This window comes from uncultured Faecalicoccus sp. (assembly GCF_944327125.1).
GTDB lineage: Bacteria > Bacillota_I > Bacilli_A > Erysipelotrichales > Erysipelotrichaceae > Faecalicoccus.
On the sequence record NZ_CALVGO010000005.1, the window covers coordinates 1 to 15,377 of the forward strand.

General features: G+C 43.2%; 13 protein-coding genes. 3 read left to right on the plus strand and 10 right to left on the minus strand.

The window, feature by feature from the left end; genetic code table 11:
* Positions 1 to 241 precede the first annotated feature (241 nt).
* Both Q0K03_RS01285 and Q0K03_RS01290 read right to left on the minus strand, forming a co-directional pair.
* Entirely contained in the window at positions 242 to 1,441 is a 1,200-nt protein-coding gene (locus Q0K03_RS01285) for an FprA family A-type flavoprotein (RefSeq protein WP_297236915.1), read from the minus strand.
* A 90-nt stretch (positions 1,442 to 1,531) separates the two neighbouring features.
* Positions 1,532 to 1,897 (minus strand): thioesterase family protein, encoded by a 366-nt coding sequence (locus Q0K03_RS01290; RefSeq protein ID WP_297236917.1) that lies wholly within the window; start codon positions 1,895 to 1,897, stop codon positions 1,532 to 1,534.
* Positions 1,898 to 1,928: 31 nt separating this feature from the next.
* On the opposite strand from Q0K03_RS01290, the gene Q0K03_RS01295 reads away from it, so the two are divergent.
* The gene (locus tag Q0K03_RS01295) at positions 1,929 to 2,900 is read left to right on the plus strand and encodes a hypothetical protein (RefSeq protein ID WP_297236919.1); all 972 of its coding nucleotides are present in this window, start codon (positions 1,929 to 1,931) and stop codon (positions 2,898 to 2,900) included.
* On the opposite strand, the gene Q0K03_RS01300 is transcribed toward Q0K03_RS01295, so the two are convergent.
* From Q0K03_RS01300 to Q0K03_RS01330, 7 genes are all read right to left on the minus strand, one after another.
* Entirely contained in the window at positions 2,897 to 4,276 is a 1,380-nt protein-coding gene (locus Q0K03_RS01300; protein WP_297236921.1) for an ATP-binding protein, read from the minus strand. The two genes, Q0K03_RS01295 and Q0K03_RS01300, sit on opposite strands and share 4 nt — an antisense overlap.
* Positions 4,269 to 4,955 (minus strand): response regulator transcription factor, encoded by a 687-nt coding sequence (locus Q0K03_RS01305; RefSeq protein ID WP_297236923.1) that lies wholly within the window; start codon positions 4,953 to 4,955, stop codon positions 4,269 to 4,271. The genes Q0K03_RS01300 and Q0K03_RS01305 overlap by 8 nt, the downstream gene beginning before the upstream one ends.
* Before the next feature lie 74 nt (positions 4,956 to 5,029).
* Positions 5,030 to 6,301, minus strand: a complete 1,272-nt coding sequence (locus Q0K03_RS01310) for a peptidoglycan bridge formation glycyltransferase FemA/FemB family protein (protein WP_297236925.1) — start codon at positions 6,299 to 6,301, stop codon at positions 5,030 to 5,032.
* 79 nt (positions 6,302 to 6,380) lie between these two features.
* Positions 6,381 to 7,958 (minus strand): 2,3-bisphosphoglycerate-independent phosphoglycerate mutase, encoded by a 1,578-nt coding sequence (gene gpmI / locus Q0K03_RS01315; RefSeq protein WP_297236927.1) that lies wholly within the window; start codon positions 7,956 to 7,958, stop codon positions 6,381 to 6,383.
* Positions 7,959 to 8,027: 69 nt separating this feature from the next.
* Positions 8,028 to 8,786, minus strand: coding sequence for a glucose 1-dehydrogenase (locus Q0K03_RS01320; protein ID WP_297236929.1), 759 nt, complete (start codon positions 8,784 to 8,786; stop codon positions 8,028 to 8,030).
* A gap of 61 nt (positions 8,787 to 8,847) precedes the next feature.
* On the minus strand, positions 8,848 to 10,275 hold the full coding sequence (nhaC, locus tag Q0K03_RS01325; protein ID WP_297236931.1) for a Na+/H+ antiporter NhaC: 1,428 nt from the start codon (positions 10,273 to 10,275) through the stop codon (positions 8,848 to 8,850).
* Entirely contained in the window at positions 10,272 to 11,054 is a 783-nt protein-coding gene (locus Q0K03_RS01330) for an alpha/beta hydrolase (protein ID WP_297236934.1), read from the minus strand. Before Q0K03_RS01330 ends, nhaC begins: the two co-directional genes overlap by 4 nt.
* Before the next feature lie 387 nt (positions 11,055 to 11,441).
* On the opposite strand from Q0K03_RS01330, the gene nrdD reads away from it, so the two are divergent.
* Positions 11,442 to 13,616, plus strand: a complete 2,175-nt coding sequence (nrdD, locus tag Q0K03_RS01335) for an anaerobic ribonucleoside-triphosphate reductase (protein ID WP_297236936.1) — start codon at positions 11,442 to 11,444, stop codon at positions 13,614 to 13,616.
* A 60-nt stretch (positions 13,617 to 13,676) separates the two neighbouring features.
* Positions 13,677 to 14,198 carry an anaerobic ribonucleoside-triphosphate reductase activating protein gene (gene nrdG, locus Q0K03_RS01340; RefSeq protein ID WP_297236938.1) on the plus strand — a complete coding sequence of 174 codons (522 nt, stop codon included), beginning with the start codon at positions 13,677 to 13,679 and terminating at the stop codon, positions 14,196 to 14,198.
* An 11-nt stretch (positions 14,199 to 14,209) separates the two neighbouring features.
* On the opposite strand, the gene Q0K03_RS01345 is transcribed toward nrdG, so the two are convergent.
* Complete coding sequence (locus Q0K03_RS01345) at positions 14,210 to 15,376, minus strand: iron-containing alcohol dehydrogenase (RefSeq protein WP_297236940.1); 1,167 nt, start codon at positions 15,374 to 15,376, stop codon at positions 14,210 to 14,212.
* Position 15,377 lies beyond the last annotated feature (1 nt).

Sequence of the window (15,377 nt, forward strand, 5' to 3'; positions counted from 1 at the left end):
GTTTGTTTCTTCTGTCTGATTGATAATGATTTCAGGCGTAGGTTCTTCCTGAGCAAACGTGATTGTCATACCCGAAACAAAAAGTCCTAAAACCATGATCAAAGAACAGATCTTACTCCGTATCTTCATAAGCCCTCAATCCTTTCTTATAGTATATAGAGTAATCTTAGTTTAACTCTTTCTCTTTAGCTTTGTTCTGTACGGACCGAATTGGACTAAAAAAATAACGCGAATCGTCGCGTTATTGTGCTTTTAATGATTGTGTGATCGCATCAGCGAAGTTATCTAATTTTTCTTCATCGTTGAGCGAACTCATGATTTTTACTTCTGTATCCAGGATCGTCATATCCTTCATGGATTCCAGAATCTTTTTCATCGCATTTCCTGCAGTACTTGCCCAGGAACCATTTTCCATAATACCCACGGTTCGATTTTGAAGATTCAACATTTTCAGATGTTCCAGGAAATCTTTCATTTTCGGGAAGATATCCGCATTGTATGTGCTCGATGCCAATACGATGTGTGAATATTTGAATGCTTCGGATACCAGATACGAAACATCGATATTGGATACATCATAAACCGAAACATCTTTCACTCCATTTTGAACCAGTTTCGAAGCCAATGCCTGAGCCGCACTTTCTGTATGTCCATATATAGAAGCATATACGATCATAACACCCTGAACTTCTGGTGTATAAGAAGCCCAGTGTTTGTGTTTGTCAATAAAGTATTCCAGATCATTACGCCAGATCGGTCCGTGCAGCGGACAGATGCGGGCAATCTCCAGACCAGAAGCTTTTTTCAAAAGGTTCATTGTCTGAGCTCCATATTTTCCTACGATATTGGTATAGTAGCGACGCGCATCATCGATCCAGTCACGGTCAAAATTCACCTCATCGTTGAATAATTTACCATCTAAGGCGCCAAAAGTTCCAAAAGCATCGGCTGAAAACAATGTCTTATCCAGTGTATCATAAGACACCATGACTTCCGGCCAGTGCACCATTGGTGCCATCACAAAGGTCAAAGAATGTTTTCCCGTCGAAAGGACGTCGCCTTCTTTAACGGCCTGGGCCTTGGCAGATACATCAAAGCCAAACTGTTGCATCATGGAAATAGCTTTAGCACTTGCGACGATCTGTGCCTCTGGATATCGCAGCATCACTTCGCCAAGACTTGCCATATGGTCAGGCTCAACATGATGAACGATGATATAATCCAATGTTTTTCCTTCTAATAAATGCGATAAATTTTCTAAAAACTGGGGGCATACAGACCAGTCCACGGTATCCAGTAATACATTTTTTTCATCCATCAATACATAAGAGTTATAGGAAACGCCTCTGGGAATGGGATGAATATTCTCAAAAAGCGCCAGGCGATGATCACTGGCTCCTATCCAATATAAATCATTATAAACTTTACGAACATTATACATCGAATCTCCTCCTTAGTATCCACTTCTATTGTACCTTGATTTCTTTTTGTTTCAAGTTTTTGTGCTCATACAAAAAAAGAGGCAGCGCCTCTATTTTCCGTACGTCTTCTGTAAGAATCGCTCACTGTCCACAATAAAGCGCTGATGATCGCCTTTCCCAATGCAGGCACCATCCTGAAAAGCCGAAACTTTGAAAACCAGTTTACGTCCGTCCTGTTCAATCAAGTCCGCATGGATCTCAATTTTAGCCCCCAGCGGACTGGCTTTGTCATGACTTACAGACATAAATGTCCCCACACTGGTTTTCCCTTCTTCCAAGTTTAAAGCCAGACAGCTGGCTTCTTCCATCCAGGCAATCATCTGCGGAGTGGCCAGCACATCCAGCGAACCGCTCTTCATTTGTGAAGCCAGGTGTTTTTCTTCAACAATTCTTTCTATAATTACACTTTTTGACATTCGAATCTCCTTTTCATATAATACATTTAACATGGAAAAGATGAATTATCAACAAAAGGATGCGATTCTTTATCAAAAGGCAAAAACCCGAACTTCAATACGGCTTTTCTTTTCTTATATTTTTTTGGTGCTGTATTTTGTCGGGTCATTTTTCTTATTGAACCTTGATTTTCTGGATAACCCATTGCCTCCGTTATTTTTGATCATCCTGGCCGGCGGTCAGCTGGCTTTGTATCTTATTTTATTTTTGATGCTGGTATCGGGTGCTAAAGTATTTCGAATTTTTTACTGGATCTGTTTTTTCTTTGAATTCCTGCTGGTCGCCTTGCCGGTTTATTATTTGATCCAGGACATTCCCAGTTTCATGTTCTATGCCGCGTGGATTGGCTGCATGCTTATAAAGCTGATTTTCCTGTATGCGGTTGGTCATAGTCTGGGACACAACCGCTGGAGCAAGATCTTATACGATCATGTCGTTGAGATCGATGAAGAATCCGAAGAAGAGGAATATGGAGAGTACGACCAGGAAGAAGAACTCTATGAGCCCATCAAAAAACCAGTCTATCCAAAATATGAATATGAAGAGAAAGACTATGAAGCGGAGCCTTATACACTTCCTCAGGTCTCTGTTCGGCTGGGAATCTGTATATATGCCAGTTTGATGGTCTTCCCTATTGTGGTGCAGATATTCTCAAACTTCTTTGTCAGCAACGATCTGCAAACGGTCTTTGCGACAAAAGACATTTTTATTCTCTCCATCATCACAGCGGTGATCTGGACCATTCCGATATTCTTTATGTATTATAACCACCCTTATTCAAAACGCATCCTGATCGGATGCGCTATAGGAGAAATTATTTCACTGGCGGCGTACATGCCCAAATTTATTGGTTACATCACTTCCGGAGCGTATCCGATTCGCGTTTTCATTCTTTTCGCAATCGTAGAACTTGTTCGCTATGCGATCCTTTTGTGGGCGTTACGTCCTTTAACCAAAACTTAATGATCCTTTACTAAAACAGGCAGGGACAGCGTGATGGCTGTTCCTTTTTTTTCTTCACTTTCCAGTTTTATCGACCCATCATAGTACTGAACGATATGCTTCACGATGGCAAGACCCAGGCCCGTTCCCGAGATCACTTTGGATCTTTGTTTGTCCGCCCGATAGAAGCGCTGGAACACTCGTTCCTGATCTTCTTTTGAAATACCAATTCCCGTATCCTGTATTTTAAAGATCATATCCTGGTTCACCCCATAACAGGCAATGGATATTTTTCCACCCTGGACATTGTACTTAACCGCATTGCTGATGAGATTTTCGAAAAGTCCTTCAATGTGTCTTTTATCGGCATAGACAAGAAGCGGATCACATTGCACATCCACAATAAGCCCCATTGTCTCCATCGAGACTTGAAACCGGTCCAATACAGCGTTCATCAGCTCAGGGATAGACACATGACTCAAAGAAGCCTTATATTCTTCGCTTTCCAGTTTTGAAATGGTCAAGATATCTTCCACCAGCTGCTTCATGTGCTGACTTTCTTTCATGATCAGATCCAGGCAGCGCTGTTTTTGTTCTTTATCGGTGATCGTGTTCGTTTTTAAAAGCTCTGTATACCCTATGATCGAAGTCAGCGGCGTTTTCAATTCATGGGAAGCGTTTGAAAAGAATTCCTGACGAATCTTTTTTTCTTTTTCGAGCTGACTGATGTTTTCACTGATTTCTTCATTCATCGATTCAATCGCTTCCGTGATCTCATAAAGCTCCGGATATTGATACATTTCAAATCGGATCTTTTCCTTGCCGATACGCGTCGTCCATATTTTCTGAGAGATCTCCTGCAAAGGCAAAATGATCGTGGAAGCCATGCGCTTTGAAATAAACCAGACGGTAACCAATGCGATCAAAAAGGCCATGATAAAGCTGGGAAGCAAGGCAAAGGAAGATTGTGCGATCCCGTCAAAAGGCGTAGCCAGACGCACAATGATGTGACTGGTCTCATCGTAGATAGCTGTATAAAGATAATCGATATTCGTTGTATCCGATTTTCGGACCGCACTTCCCTGGGTTTGTGCCAAAGCCTGTTTCACTTCGCTTCTTTCTAAATGATTTTCGTCGATCGTATCCACGATATTATCATATAAAACCTGTCCATCCTCATCGATCACGGTCAGACGGGAATCCAGTTTTTCCAAATATTTTCCAACATCTTTCTTTTCGACCTCATTCATGTTCTCAATGATCCGCAGCTGATCAAACTGACGGGTCTGCTGTGTATTTAAAAAGACCATGTACATGATGCCAAACAAGATAGTAAAGCCAATCAGAAAAGAAATCAGAAAGGTAAACATAAAAGAGCGGATGATCTTTTTACGCATTTCCATCACCCGCACTGAAACGATAGCCTAACTGGCGTACCGATTTAATATAATTTCGGCCAATGGGCCCCAGTTTTTTTCGAAGAGAATTGATATGAACATCCAATGTTCTTGTTTCTCCGACAAAATCATAGCCCCATACCTGATTCAATAGTTCTTCTCTGGAAATGGCACGTCCGGGATTGTTCATCAAATACTTTAAGAGTTCAAATTCTTTAAATGTCAATTCCACCGGCTGATTTTCCACCTGAACGATTCTTTGATCCAGATCAACCGAAAGAACGCCTTCTTCCATAATATTGACATTCTTTTTCGTTCTTCGTAATAAGCCGCGGATACGAGCCGCCAGTTCCAGTACACTGAACGGTTTGGTCATATAGTCGTCTGCCCCAAGATCCAGTCCCAAAATCTTATCGACTTCCTGATCTTTTGCGCTTAGGATAATGACCGGCGTTTCTTTATTGATACTTTTTTGACGAAGGCCTTTTAAGATCTCATAGCCGTTTTTCTTTGGCAGCATTAGATCCAGGATCGCCAGATCCACTTTATTTTCCTGAAGATAATGATCAGCATCTTCCCCGTTGTCAAAATCTACGATCTCATATTGAAAATTCTCCAATGTCAGTTTCAACAACTGGCGTATGCTTTCATCGTCTTCGACTACGCATATACGAACCATGTTTCATTCCTCATTTCATACCTTATTTTATCATAGATGCGACAAGGCAAAGTAAAAATCCTGTAAAACCGGTCCTATTTGCGTATCTTATGCTTGATGTTTCTCAATGTGTTGTACAACTTATATTTTTTGGGATCCACGATGTATTCAAAATCTCCAATCAGCTCAACGACTTCTCCCTGGAATCCTTTCTTAAATAAATAGACCCCATAGTCTTCCGCATCCGGACTGAAGTTTCCACTGGTTCCATATAAGTTATACCGATCCATTCCATGTTCTATACAATAGTTCATCATCTTCCAATGCATGGCATAAGGTGCCGCAAAACGCGTATATTTTTCATAAACACCGCTCATGAGGCAAAGAACTTCGCTTCCATATGTGAAAAAGATACCGCTGGCAAGATCCAGGACCTCTCCATCATTGGCAATCATCTGGTCAGCTTCGTTTAATTTGGCATGAAGCTGATCGATCTGCTCTTTTGCCAGTTCCATTTTTTTCTGGATCTTGGGACTTTCCTGCGTTTCCAGACGTTTTCTGGAAGATTCATAAACATCTTCCTGTTTCTTGAGATCTTTTAAAAGGTCTTTTTTATAATCCTGCAGATTCACGGTCGCATTCAAAAACTTTACATATCCATCGTCATGGAAGGCATCGTACAGACGATGATGATATTCATCGTCTCTTCCTTCAAACCCTCTTTTTTCGCTGGTCTGTTTCAATACGTTTTCATAGACATAAATATGATCACGGTCCAGCTCATTGACCTGCACGTTATAATTCAAGGCTTTTTTGATGCTTCGCATCGTTTTCCTTTCAAACTGTTTCATCAGTTCTTCCGGCGTTTTATCTTTTAAAGGAACCGTATAGATCCATCGTGGTTCACGAGTTAAATCAATACCGCGGGTAAATCCTTCATGACGATATCCCAGTTTTTTTAACAGTTCGACTACGTCCTTATTGTCCCAGCTTCCTTCAATCACATTTCCATCCAGATCATGGGGCACATAAGGCACATAAGGATCGATATGAAAATAAAGACAGTTCTTTTTTTTTAGATATTCGATCAAATGTTCATGAAAAAAACGCACCATTTTTTCATCTTTATAGTCTAAAAGCGGTCCGCGAAGAGCCTGAACCAGTGTCGAGCCCATAAATACCGGAATGCTCGAAAGCATCGATCCGGCAAGAATATTTCCCTGGTCGTCTTTGATGCCGACATAATCCGTAGAAAAACCTTTTGCTTCCCGCATTTTTGCCATATTCGAAGTTTGCCAGAAGTTTCTTAATGGATGATGCAAGGCAAACTGATCAAATTCATTCTGTGTCAATTCCGTAAAAATCATAGTCATCTCTCCTTAAGCGTAAACCATTATACCATGAAAAAAAGGACCAAAGCGAAACTTTAGTCCTTAAAAACGATTTCTACTTTTCAATAATGCTTTCGTTCCAGTGTTCGTTTGGTTCAACACCCAGCAAATCCGCAACCGTGCTTGCGATATTGGACAATCCTAAAGTGTCATCCTGTTTCAAAGTCACATCCGCTCCATACACGATGAATGGAACACGATTCAATGTATGCGATGTTTTTGACTTGATTGGAGCCCCTTCTTTTTTAGGCTTATCATACATTTCATCCGCATTTCCATGGTCAGCTGTCACCAACAGGATACCATTGACTTTATCCACCGCTTTGATCAAACGAGCCAGAGCCAGATCGACCGATTCCACTCCAATGATCGTCGCTGGAAGACTTCCAGTGTGTCCTACCATATCTCCGTTAGGATAATTGGTACGCAAGAAATCATACTGCTGGCTTTCAATGGCTTCGATCAGCTGATCTGTGATTTCTGCCGACTTCATCCAAGGACGCTGTTCAAACGGAATCACGTCACTTGGAATTTCTACATAGGTTTCCAAAGCTTCATCAAATTTTTCCGAACGGTTTCCATTCCAGAAATACGTTACATGTCCATATTTCTGTGTTTCAGAGATCGCATATTCTTTGATTCCGTGTTTACACAGTTCTTCTGTCAATGTGTATTTGATCTTTGGCGGTTCGGTCAAATATTTATGAGGGATGTCCAGGTCGGCATCATACTGAAGCATACCGGCATACAGCACTTTCGGATTTTTAACACGATCAAATTTGTCAAAACTTTCATCCGTATCAAAAGCTAAAGACAATTCCTGAGCACGGTCTCCACGGAAGTTGAATAAGATCACGCTGTCGCCATCTTCAATGGTTCCCACCGGTTTTCCATCTTTGGCAATGACAAATCCAGGAAGATCCTGATCGATCACACCCAATTCTTCACGGTATGTTTCAATAGCCTGGGTGGCGTTTTCAAACTGACGGCCGTCTCCCATAACATGGATATGCCATCCTTTTTCAACCATGCCCCAGTTGGCTTCGTAACGGTCCATCGTGATCTGCATACGTCCGCCGCCGCTGGCAATGCAGGCATGGAAGGTATCATCATTCAAACCCGCCATGTAGTTTTCAATATCTTCTACATACGTCAAGGCACTTGTTTCCGGTACATCACGTCCATCCAACAAAGCGTGTACACGGACTTCATGGATTCCTTCTTCTTTTGCCTGAGCAATCAAAGCTTTCAAGTGATTGATGTGAGAATGCACATTTCCATCACTGAGCAAACCGATAAAATGCATAGTATGCCCTTTCGCATTTTCTGCCAGTTCTTTCCATGTTTTTGATTGGAAAATTTCTTTTGTTTCAATATTTTCGTTAACCAGTTTGGCTCCCTGCGAATAGATCTGACCGCAGCCAATCGCATTATGTCCTACTTCTGAATTTCCCATATCTCCATCGCTAGGAAGTCCCACAGCCAAACCATGAGCGCGAAGCTGTGTATGAGGACATTCATTCCATAATTTGTCCAAAGTCGGTTTATTGGCCAATGCCACGGCGTTTCCAAATTCGCTTTTGTTGATTCCAACACCGTCCATTACAACCAAGATTACAGGTCTTTTGTTCATTATTGTTCCTCCATTTTACCGTTCTTAATATACCACTAACAAAGGTTGAATTCAACGAATTCGTATGGACTAACCCGCAATCCATCCGCCATCGACGATCAATGTATCCCCGCTGACATACGATGATTCATCGCTGGCCAAAAAGAGAGCCGCATTGGCAATATCTTCCGGCATTCCCATTTCCGGAGCAGCCGCTAAGATCTTCTGCACACGGCCATAACCTTCCATGTTCGGCATCCCCATAGAATTGCTGATTTCCGTCTGAATACCGCCTGGGGCAATGGCGTTGCAGCGAATCTTATCCGGGAAATACATAAAAGCAGTATTTTTCGTCATCGATAACACTGCCGCCTTGCTGGCGCAATAGATGGCACCGGCTACCGAACGCATCCCGCCAACGCTGGCAACGTTGATGATGTTGCCGCCATTTCCCTGTTCTTTAAATACTGAAACAGCCTTACGCATGGCACACATCGGTCCATAAACGTTGACCTTCATAACTTGTTCGAATTTTTCATCGGTCGCATCGCCTATCCCGGACATGTCGTCCATGATCCCGGCATTGTTGACAAGTACATCCAGTTTGCCAAATTCTGAAATTGCCAGATCGATCATTTTTTCATTATCTTCCCGTTTGGACACATCGCCCTGGAAGATCACCACTTTTCCAGGTTCTTCTTTCAAACTCTCTTTCAATTCTTCAAGCCTCTGGTATCTTCTGGCCACCGCCACAACATAGGCGCCTTCTTTCACAAAGCGTTCCACGATGGCTTTTCCCATTCCTGAGCTCGCACCAGTTACTACAATTGATTTTCCTTCTAGACGCATAACAGGCCCTCCTCTTCTTACCTTTATTATATCAAAGAAAAAAAGTGTCAACCGACACTTTTTACTCGATAGGAGACGCTTCTGCCTTGTTTTTTCCCCACATCTTTTCCCCTTTTGTATTCCAGATCCCAATTCCGGTTACCGCACACAGGATCGAGAAAACAGGAACGAGGAAAATAAACCAGCAGTAAGGAATATACGAAGCATCCACACTTAACACACTCATGACATAGATCGTGGCAACACCCCAAGGAACAATGGGAGCACTTAAGGTTCCGGCATCTTCCAACGTTCGCGATAACACCTTGCGATGAATCCCCATTCGATCATAGGTTTCTTCAAACGTCTGTTCCGTGACAATGATGGAAACGATCTGTCCTCCAGCGGCCAGAAAATTCACGATGTAACAATAAATCAGCGATGTAAATACCAAAATCACGCGATTTTTGATAAAACGCAATAAAACATTTTTGGCAATCACATCCAGGATCCCGGTGGAAGTGATCACAGCGCCCATAACCGAAGCCACCATAAAGATCCCTAAAAGCTCCATCATACTGGTAACACCGCCGCGATTGAGCATCGGATCCACGATGGATACTCCGGTTTCAATACTAAATCCGTTGAAGGCATAGTTCATCAGTTCGACAAAGCCAACCCCTTGAAACAACATCGCAAAGCCGGCACTGACAATTACGGTCAAACCCATGCCCAGAATCGCCGGCATCTTAAATACCGATACCAGAAGAACCAGGATCGCCGGTACGATCAGTAACAGACTCATATTGAAATTATTTTCCAATGTCGTCATGATCAGCTGCGACTGGCTGGCATCCATGCTGCCTCCGCCAGAGACAAAACCGGCAATTGCGAATAAAACGATTGCCACAACGGCCGCCGGCAAGGTCGTATACATCATCGAACCGATATGATCATACAGCGGCACCTTGCTGACACCGCTGGCCATATTGGTCGTATCCGATAAAGGCGACATTTTATCGCCCAGCCACGCACCGGAAACCACCGCCCCGACAACAAGGGGAATGGATAAATCGGTCGTCATGGCAATTCCCACCATGGCAAGCCCCATCGTCGCCACCGAGCCAAAAGAAGTCCCGGTAAAGATAGAAGTAATACTCGATAGAATAAATGCCAGCGGCACCAGGATCGAAGGCGAGATCAGCTTCATGCCATAATACATCAAAGCCGGCACGGTTCCTCCTGCCATCCAGATCCCGACAAGCATGCCGACCATGATCACGATCAAAAAGGTAGGTGTACTGTCGGCAATGACTTGTTTGATCGTATTTTCGATCTCTTCCCAGGAGATTCCTAACGCCAGGGCAATGCCTACCGCAACCACCGCTCCAATAAAAATAGAGACGGTCGTATTGACGCCCAGATTGATCAGTACGACCAGAACGGCAATGATCAATAAAAAGGAGCCTAAGGCAAAGGCTGTAGTTGGCTTTTTCTTTTCTCTTTTCATCTTGATTCCCCCAAACTTTTTATTAAAAACTGAACTGCGCTATCCATTCGCGCTTTCCGGTAGTCCATAGACAAGAAACGATGTTCAGCTCCCTCTACGATTGTCAGCTGTGCACGTTCCTGATAGATCTCTTTCAAACGATAAGACACCTGAGGACTGGCTGTGATATCCTGATCGCCATGCACAAGATTGACCGGCCCCGTATACAGGCTTGCGACCTGATACGGATCCAGATTCAGACAGTCTTTATAAAAATCCAAAGAAAGCATAAGCCCTTCGACATCGGCATATCCTTTTTCTTCGATATCAAAGACATCCATGCCGCAAAGATTTTTCTTTTGTAAGTTATAGACAAGATCAAGGGCCGGACACCACAAGCTTAAAGCACAGACGTCTTCTTTCCGCAGCCCGGCCACCATACTGGCAACACAGCCGCCTAGAGAGAGCCCATGCAAAGCAACCCGGCGCTTATCCACAAAGTCCAGATTTAAAACATAGTCTAGAATATCGATCCCATTCTGGATCTCTTTGGATACCGTAATGTCCGAAAAGGTGCCATCGCTTTCTCCACTTCCCAAAAAATCGAAGCGAACCGATCCGATGCCGGCCTGACACAGGCGGCGGGAAAGCTCGGTGTGAACAAAATTGATTTCGTTTCGATCGTCTTGAAAGCCATGAAACAAGATCACAAACGGGATCGAAGAGGATATTCCTTCCGGAATATGCATCATCCCCCGCAGGACGTTTCCCTGACTGTTCAGTTCTACATATTTCTCCATACTCAATTCCTTTTCTATAAAAACACGTTTTATTTTAAGCCTAAAAAGAGAATATGTCAACGTTTCGTGAATATATGTTTACGATACGTAAACATTCCTTATAGGCGCGCTGTCAAAAATTTCGCTTTTTCAGTGCAAATCACCTGACAAATGGACTCCATTCAAGCTATACTGTTTAAGCATTTTACTAATTTTTATGAACCCAATTTGCACATTTTAACACGTGAAAAATTTCTTTTTTTTCGACTTTCCTTTATTTATGGGATTTTCAAAAAATTGGTCCAAACTGGCCCTTGTTTTTTCAACGAAACAAAGTATACTTAGAAGTACATCGAATAAAATAGTTGACGGTTCAACTATTTCAATAAAAGAAAAGGAGCACACACTATGAAAGTAATCAAACGAAGCGGTGAAGAAGTCATTTTTGACGTCCAGAAAATCGAAAATGCGATCCGCAAAGCAAACAAAGCAACTTCTCATTCACAAATGAGCGAAGCCACCATCCTTAAAATCGCCAAACTGGTCGAAAATCAATGCGAGGCCATGAAACGAAGCCCAAGCGTAGAAGAAATCCAGGATATGGTTGAAACCGCCATCATGAAAGAAGAATACTTTGCGGTTGCCCACAACTATATCACCTATCGTTATGAAAGAGCTCTGGTTCGAAAAGCCAATTCCACCGACCAGCAGATCATGTCTTTACTGGAAAGAAACAACGAAGAAGTCAAACAGGAAAACTCAAACAAAAACCCTCTGGTCAACAGCGTACAGCGTGACTACATGGCCGGAGAAGTTTCCAAAGATATCACAAAACGATTCCTGCTTCCACAGGATATCATCGAAGCCCACGAACAAGGGCTGATCCATTTCCACGATTCTGACTACTTTGCCCAGCATATGCATAACTGCTGCCTGGTCAACCTGGAAGACATGCTTCAAAACGGTACGGTCATCTCAGAAACCATGATCGAAAAACCGCACAGTTTCTCTACAGCCTGCAACATTGCCACCCAGATCATTGCTCAAGTGGCAAGCAGCCAGTATGGAGGTCAAAGCATCACTCTTTCTCATTTGGCTCCTTTTGTTCAGGTCAGCCGCGAAAAAGCACGCAAGGAAGTTCGCGATGAATTTAAAGCCATGCAGATGGATGTAGACGATGACAAGATCAACAAGATTGCGGAAATGCGTGTATTAAGAGAAATCGAAAAAGGGGTGCAGATGATCCAGTACCAGGTCATCACTTTGATGACAACCAACGGACAGGCCCCATTTGTTACTGTGTTCATGTATCTTGATGAAGTGCCGGAAGGACAGACTCGTGACGATTTGGCATTGATCATTGAAGAAGTCATGAAACAAAGGATCCAGGGCGTTAAAAATGAAAAAGGAGTTTGGATCACACCGGCCTTCCCTAAGCTGATCTACGTTTTGGAAGAAGACAATATCCACAAAAACAGCAAGTACTACTATTTAACCGAACTGGCAGCCAGATGTACCGCAAAACGTATGGTTCCAGATTACATCTCCGAAAAGATGATGAAACAGTTAAAAGTCGATCAAAATGGAGAAGGTCAGTGTTATCCATGCATGGGATGCCGTTCATTTTTGACCCCATACGTTGATGAAAACGGAAAGCCAAAATATTACGGACGTTTCAACCAGGGCGTTGTCACCATCAATTTGGTCGATGTGGCCTGCTCTTCAAAAGGAGATGAGAAACGTTTCTGGCAAATCATGGATGAGCGTTTAGACTTATGCTACCGCGCCCTGATGTGCCGCCATGAACGTTTGAAAGGAACCCCAAGCGACGTAGCTCCAATTTTGTGGCAGAACGGAGCCCTGGCTCGTTTGGAAAAAGGCGAAAAGATCGATAAGCTTCTTTACGGCGGATATTCAACGATCTCGTTAGGATACGCCGGCCTGTGCGAATGTGTACAGTATATGACGGGCGTTCCGCACACAGAAGAACCAGGAACTACGTTTGGCCTTCGTGTCATGCAGTATCTTAACGATGCCTGTGCCAAATGGAAAAAAGAAAACAACATGGACTTCTCTTTGTATGGCACGCCAATGGAATCGACAACTTATAAGTTCGCCAAAAAACTGCAGGATCGCTTCGGTGTGATCCCAAAAGTTACCGATAAAAACTACATCACAAACAGCTACCATGTCCACGTAACCGAAGAAATCAACGCCTTTGATAAGCTGACGTTTGAATCACAGTTCCAGAAGCTTTCACCTGGAGGAGCCATCAGTTATGTTGAAGTACCGAATATGGAAAATAACATCCCTGCCGTTATGGCTGTGATCCAGCACATTTACGACAACATCATGTACGCTGAACTCAACACCAAGAGTGACTACTGTCAGGAATGCGGATACACCGGTGAGATCCAGATCATCGAAGATGAAAACCACAAACTTGTCTGGGAATGTCCAAACTGCGGAAACCGCGATCAGGAAAAAATGAACGTGGCCCGTCGTACCTGCGGTTATATTGGAACCCAGTTCTGGAATCAGGGACGTACTCAGGAAATCAAGGAACGCGTTCTGCATTTATAAAAAAAGAGAGTGTTCTCTCTTTTTTTACTATATAATGGAAGAAAGAATCGAGGATTGCCTATGAATTACGGAAATATAAAAAAATATGACATAGCCGATGGCGAAGGTGTTCGCGTTACTTTGTTCGTTTCAGGCTGCACAAACAAATGCCCCGGCTGTTTCCAGCCGGAGACATGGGATTTTCAGTATGGTGCTCCTTATACAGAAAAAACCGAACAAGAGATCCTGGACGCATTGAAACCAGAATATATCCAGGGACTCACCCTGTTAGGCGGAGAGCCTTTCGAAATCGAGAACCAGAAAGTGCTTGTATCGCTTCTAAAAAAAGTGAAAGAAACCTGCCCGGAAAAAGATATCTGGGCGTATACCGGATTTGTTCTGGACCAGGATCTATTGGACGGCGGCCGAAGACACTGCGAAGTCACTGATGAGATGCTCTCGTACATCGACATCTTAGTGGATGGCCCGTTCAAACAGGAACGAAAGAATATTTCTCTTGCGTTTAGAGGCAGTGAAAATCAACGTGTGATCGACTTGAAGAAAAGCTTAAAAGAAAAGGAAGTTATTCTCTATTTAGAGTAACTTCCTTTTTCTTATAAACACGCTTTATAGATTGCCAAAACATCCTTTTCATACAACGTTTTGTATCCTTGCACACTTCCGCCCTTGGTTTCCACACAGCTTTTTGCCATTTCCGGCAAGCTTTCCTCAAGGATGCCCAGCTGCGAAAGTGAACGTGGAAGCTGTAAAGTTTCAAACAGGAATTCTTCTGTTTTCTGGATGGCTTTGCGGGCAATCTCAAAATCGTCCAGGTTTGCATCGATTCCCCAGACCTCGACCCCATACTTTTTGAATCGGGAGATCGTGGATTCATCAAGAATATAACGCATCCAGCGAGGCGTTAAAATCGCAAGACCCACCCCATGGGTCACATCATAATAAGCACTCAGTACATGTTCCATAGGATGACAGGACCATCCCATAGAGTATCCCGTTTTCAACAGTCCGTTTAACGCCATCGGCGCCGCCCACATCAAATTGGAACAAGCCTCATAGTTGGAAGGATCCTTTAACACGATCGGTCCGTAATGGATACACGCTTTCATACAGCCCACAGCCAATCCATCCTGTACATAGGCATCTTCCACATCCGTAAAATACTGTTCGAACAAATGCGACAAGATATCCGCAATGCCGGCAGCCATTTGCGAAAAGGGAACGGTAAACAAATTTTCCGGATCTAAAAAAGAAACTGTCGGACAGATATGATCATCATGCAGACCGATCTTCTGGTGAAGATCCCAGTTGGAAATGACAGCCGTATCATTCATCTCCGAACCGGTAGCACTCATCGTAACCACACAGGCAATCGGAAGAGCCTGACTGACTTTTGCCTTCCCTACAACAAGATCCCAGGGATCTCCATCATAGAAACAAGCAGCGGCGATCGCTTTGCTGCAATCAAATACACTGCCCCCTCCTGCCGCAACGATCACATCAATTCCGTGTTCACGGCAAAGATCTGCCCCTTCTTTTACTTTATCAACGCGAGGATTGGGCATCACATCGCTAAGCTCCCAAATCTCATGATTGGAAAGCTGGCTGCATATCTTATCATAGACGCCGTTTTTCTTGATGCTTCCCTTCCCATAGACCAGAAGGACCTTCTTTCCCAAAGGACCGATATATTTTTTCATTTGATCCAAAGCCCCTTTTCCAAAAACAATGCGTGTAGGGGAATGAAAACTAAAATTATTCATA

Excerpts from the sequence above, each read along its gene's own strand:
- Q0K03_RS01285 (WP_297236915.1), bottom strand. The coding sequence starts at position 1,441 with ATGTATAATGTTCGTAAAGTTTATAATGATTTATATTGGATAGGAGCC.
- Q0K03_RS01290 (WP_297236917.1), bottom strand. The coding sequence starts at position 1,897 with ATGTCAAAAAGTGTAATTATAGAAAGAATTGTTGAAGAAAAACACCTG.
- Q0K03_RS01295 (WP_297236919.1), top strand. The coding sequence starts at position 1,929 with ATGGAAAAGATGAATTATCAACAAAAGGATGCGATTCTTTATCAAAAG.
- Q0K03_RS01300 (WP_297236921.1), bottom strand. The coding sequence starts at position 4,276 with ATGCGTAAAAAGATCATCCGCTCTTTTATGTTTACCTTTCTGATTTCT.
- Q0K03_RS01305 (WP_297236923.1), bottom strand. The coding sequence starts at position 4,955 with ATGGTTCGTATATGCGTAGTCGAAGACGATGAAAGCATACGCCAGTTG.
- Q0K03_RS01310 (WP_297236925.1), bottom strand. The coding sequence starts at position 6,301 with ATGATTTTTACGGAATTGACACAGAATGAATTTGATCAGTTTGCCTTG.
- gpmI (WP_297236927.1), bottom strand. The coding sequence starts at position 7,958 with ATGAACAAAAGACCTGTAATCTTGGTTGTAATGGACGGTGTTGGAATC.
- Q0K03_RS01320 (WP_297236929.1), bottom strand. The coding sequence starts at position 8,786 with ATGCGTCTAGAAGGAAAATCAATTGTAGTAACTGGTGCGAGCTCAGGA.
- nhaC (WP_297236931.1), bottom strand. The coding sequence starts at position 10,275 with ATGAAAAGAGAAAAGAAAAAGCCAACTACAGCCTTTGCCTTAGGCTCC.
- Q0K03_RS01330 (WP_297236934.1), bottom strand. The coding sequence starts at position 11,054 with ATGGAGAAATATGTAGAACTGAACAGTCAGGGAAACGTCCTGCGGGGG.
- nrdD (WP_297236936.1), top strand. The coding sequence starts at position 11,442 with ATGAAAGTAATCAAACGAAGCGGTGAAGAAGTCATTTTTGACGTCCAG.
- nrdG (WP_297236938.1), top strand. The coding sequence starts at position 13,677 with ATGAATTACGGAAATATAAAAAAATATGACATAGCCGATGGCGAAGGT.
- Q0K03_RS01345 (WP_297236940.1), bottom strand. The coding sequence starts at position 15,376 with ATGAATAATTTTAGTTTTCATTCCCCTACACGCATTGTTTTTGGAAAA.